The 4,287-nt window shown below is 45.1% G+C and carries 3 protein-coding genes; all 3 read right to left on the minus strand.

What is annotated here, in order from left to right; translation table 11 throughout:
• Positions 1-347, minus strand: a 347-nt coding sequence (locus OEM52_14225) for a toll/interleukin-1 receptor domain-containing protein (GenBank protein MDK9701292.1), incomplete at its 3' end; no start/stop codon positions are given.
• Positions 348-363: 16 nt separating this feature from the next.
• On the minus strand, positions 364-561 hold the full coding sequence (locus OEM52_14230; protein MDK9701293.1) for a DUF4062 domain-containing protein: 198 nt from the start codon (positions 559-561) through the stop codon (positions 364-366).
• 249 nt (positions 562-810) lie between these two features.
• Complete coding sequence (locus tag OEM52_14235; protein ID MDK9701294.1) at positions 811-4,167, minus strand: DUF4062 domain-containing protein; 3,357 nt, start codon at positions 4,165-4,167, stop codon at positions 811-813.
• Between the last annotated feature and the right edge of the window lie 120 nt (positions 4,168-4,287).

Genomic DNA, 4,287 nt, shown 5'->3' on the forward strand with positions numbered 1-4,287 from the left:
AGTGGGGTTAATGCGTCCAACCAATGCTCATTGCTAAGAGCATACTCCATGGACCCGACCGGCATAGTATCTTCAATTCTAACGGTCAGAATCGATTTACCTTTGCTTACTGCTCGTTCAATTTCGCGCTTAACGTGTTTCGATTTTTGTGCACTTGATGAGAAGATTAGTACAACAATCTTAGCATTTCTAATAGCATCGACTATCATTTCACCATATTCTTGACCTGGTAACAAGTCACGTGGTGCTATCCAGCAACGTATTTTTTTCTCTTCAAGAATTGAACAGGTTGCATTTGCTGTTAACTTATCATCGGAAGAGTAACTGATAAATACATCGTGAGGCATCAACGATCTCCTATGTTCAGATTTTGACCGAGAATTGTATCTCGAAATCGATATAACAACCGTTCTTCGTAAACTCCCGCAAGGCTGGAAAGACCATATTTCCAAGCAGTTTTCGTTCGTCTTCCCGATCGAGAAACGTCGATGAGACAAACACACGGATCGTACGTTGTGCTAATTGCGGGTTCTTCGGGTTTTCCGATTTCTTGGTTTCCATGTTCCTGCTTGTCGTGATCGATGGTGTATTCTTCGTTATCTGTGAGCTTTACCAAGTGATAACCATGTGCCGTGAGCACTGGGATGATGCTGATGGTGCGGACGGGTGCTGTACGAGATCGTAGTCGACAAACAGATCACCGGTAACGAGAATGGATTTCTCACAATTATCTGTTGAAGCAAAATGATTTTGTTGTACCATTTCTGGTCGCATAATCACTCCCACAAATTTACTCGATGGAGTAATAATCTATAACCTAGATTTGATATCACTCAGAAACTTTTCAAGTTGCTTCTGCACTCCAGTATACCCATACCGAGTTGAAATCGCATAAGCCTCTTCCACCAAAGGCAACGCTTCTGAGTACTTAGAATACTCATTGGTTAACAGTATTGCTTGTTGGCTAATACTAATAACAATACCACCTGGATCACCCAATTCTCGGCAAAGTCTTTCTTTCTCCTTAAAGAGAGTCAGCGCTCTATCGAAGTCACCAAGTTTACGAAAAATCATTGCCTGATTACCAAGACTTGCTTGCAGACCCGCTTTGCTCCCTAACTCCCTGCAAAGCCGTTCTTGTTCTTTCATCAGAGACATTGCACTGTTTAAATCGCCTTGTTCCATTAATATCGAAGCCTGAAAACCAAAACTTGCCTGCAAACCATCTTTAGACTCGATTTCCCGACAAAGCCGTTCTGCCTCTTTATGAAGTTCCATGGCACCAACCAAATCACCTTGCAGTTTTAAAATCAACGCCTGATTGCAGAGACACCCTTGTAAAATGGATTTGTTTCCCAATTCCCGACATATTCGTTCTTCTTCTTTGTGCAATGCCATGGCACCTACCAAATCACCTTGTCGCTTCAAAATCAAAGCCTGATTTCCATAACATGCCGACAAGCCCGCTTTAGCCCCCAATTCCCGGCAAAGCCGTTCTTGTTCTTTCATCAGAAACATAGCACTGGTTAAATCATCTTGGCTCAGTAAAATCGTTGCCTGATTGCCAAGACTAAGTTGCAAGCTCGCCTTATTTCCTAATTCCCGGCAAAGCCGTTCGTTTTCTTTATGGAGTGCCATGGCTCCGGCTAAATCGCCCCTATCAGACAAAATGTTTGCCTGATTGTTGAAACATGCCGACAAGCCCTCTTTATCCCCCAATTCCCGACTAATTCGTTCTTGTTCTTTGAGTAGCGCCATGGCTCTGTTCAAATCGCCCCTTGCTTGTAATATTAATGCCTGATTACAAAGACAATGTTGTAAACCAGCTTTATTCCCCAATTCCCGGGAAATCCGTTCTTGTTCTTTACAGAGTGCCATGGCGCTGTCTAAATCACCTCGATCCATCAATATCAATGCCTGATTCCCTAGAATGGTCGACAAGCCCGCTTTATCCCCCAATTCCCGGCAAATCTGTTCTGCTTCTTTATTGAGTGAATCTGCCTCGTCTAAATTGCCTTTTGCATACAAAATCAGTGCAAGATTGACTAGGCTGTTATACATACTCGCTTTATCACCAGTATTTCTACGGAATGAAACGAATCTCTGGCGTAGTTGTAAAGCAGTATCCATATTTCCAGTATCACCTAGTAGAACCGATATTTTCCACCAAGTATTAAAATGACTGTGGAAAGTATCCTTCCAGTTCTGGTAAGCGTTACTCATTCGTAATGAAGAGTTCGTTTCAATATTTGCCCAATACCGCTTTACATCCCATTCACTTGCATTCCAGGCCACATCGAAAAAGTCGAGATCGGCAAGCATATCGTATAGCCGATCCCACTCTTTGGCTTCACAGAGTTGCCACGGTAGTTCATCCACCTTACGAGAATTCAATTCTCGTTTTAGGAAGTAATCGGCAATACGAACATGAAACTTTCTCTGATGTTCTTCGGTAGGGATATAGGTGTCGCGTACCGCATCGCGGAGATAGTCGTGGAAGTATCCGAGCAAGCCAGAACGGGAGACGAGGGAGTCGCTTGCCGCCAAATACAACGGTGACCATTTTGCTCGGGGAAGTGGTTCTCCATTCTCACCAAGCAAATCGAGTAGTTCAATTTCTGAAAGTCCCCACCGCGCCGACCAAAGCAGCGATATCGCATCACCGACGAGATCGCTATCCTCTTCGTAATCTTGTTCCCAACGGATCAGTACCTTTTGATACAAATTTGGTATCGATTGAGCCTGCAGGTAGTAGCCGATTTTCTGATCAAGCTCTTCATATTTTCCAAAGAGCCGCAGTTCCTCAAGTAACACCTTCAGAAAGAGTGGATTCGTTGCTTGAGGGGCACTCGCTATCCGGGCGAGTTGGGTATCATTTAGCTCACGGGAATAGATCTTGAGGTAGTCATTGATGTAACGGACACGTTCCGTGTTATCAAGCGGTTTCACCTCTAATGAGAGTGACTTGCGCCGTTTCAATTCATCGAGGGACTTGCCGGGCAGTGTTGATACGATTAAACGAATATTGGCAGGCATCACCGGTGGCAACCACGCTAACTCCAGCGCTTGATCGCGATCCTCAAGCTGATTGACCGCATCGATTACCAGTACAACTCGCCCTTTGGCAGCGGTCATATAGAGAAAGTTGGCAAAGAATGAACGGAGTTCTTCCGGTTTACCGGGAATGTCCTTGGTTTGTACATTGTACTTCCGGTTGCACTCGTCGATGATGCGCCGCACCATCGTTGTCCAATCGGCACTGGCACCGGTAGCTCCGATGAAGTGTTGCATCACAAACTCGTTAGGATGATGCTCTCGGTAATGTGCAACCCAATTCGCCAGTAATGCCGATTTACCCGATCCCGATTCACCTAACACCACGAGCGGTTGTTCGGTTCCAGCTACAAACTTGTTCAACCGTTCAGAGTACTTTTCACCACCGATGTAAAGACGACGACGACTCTCCGCAAAAACCTCATGCTCTGATGCTTCTCGAGTCAATGCATCGGGGATTTGGTCTTCTGGATACAATTTGTCGATGAGCTGCTTGAAATCTTCTAAAACCAATTGCCCGAAGGCTTTCGGATTCGGATAGTTCTCTTGTACCGGAAATTTGCTCTGACGGATTCGCTCCTTGAGGTCTTTCAATTTCTGAGAACGCTTAACAGCCTGCGCATCGGTGTCGCGGAACTTGTTCTGTTCACTGGTAGGTTTTTTGGAGATGTATTTCGGATCACGGAAGTAAAAGTAAGCGTGATTCTTCATTGCGGGATTTTCAAGAACCCCATGAAGAATTTCAAGCTCGGTAACCGAGCGTCCGGCATACTTTCTCAACCAATGTTCTTTTTCGACCAAATCGAAAGGCAAAGTTTCGGGAATCCAGCCATACCGTTCACCCAATATCCCAATGAAGTAGGGACGGCACCGCTTAATCTCCTCGAGACAGATTGGCAATACTTTGCCTTCTGCCTTCGCCTCGTCGGGAATGCCCCACCGCAGATCGACTTCACCCCACGTGACATGCCGACGTTCGCAGATTTTCCGCAACTCGGGAAAGATGAACTTTACCAGTTCATTGCGTTCTTCATGCATATCGTTAAAGGTGGATGAGATAAAGACGCGAATCATTCGCAGGGGAGCTTGGTGACGGTTTGTTGCAGGATTCATGGTCGTTCCTGAGGAGAGTTGTTATATTATACTTGCGTAAGGTAAGGAATTCTTAGAAAGGATTATACTCGATGGCACCTCCAATGAAACTTTCTGTAAAAATGTTGATCAAGAATGCAG

Source organism: bacterium (assembly GCA_030247525.1).
Classification (GTDB): domain Bacteria; phylum Electryoneota; class JAOADG01; order JAOADG01; family JAOADG01; genus JAOTSC01.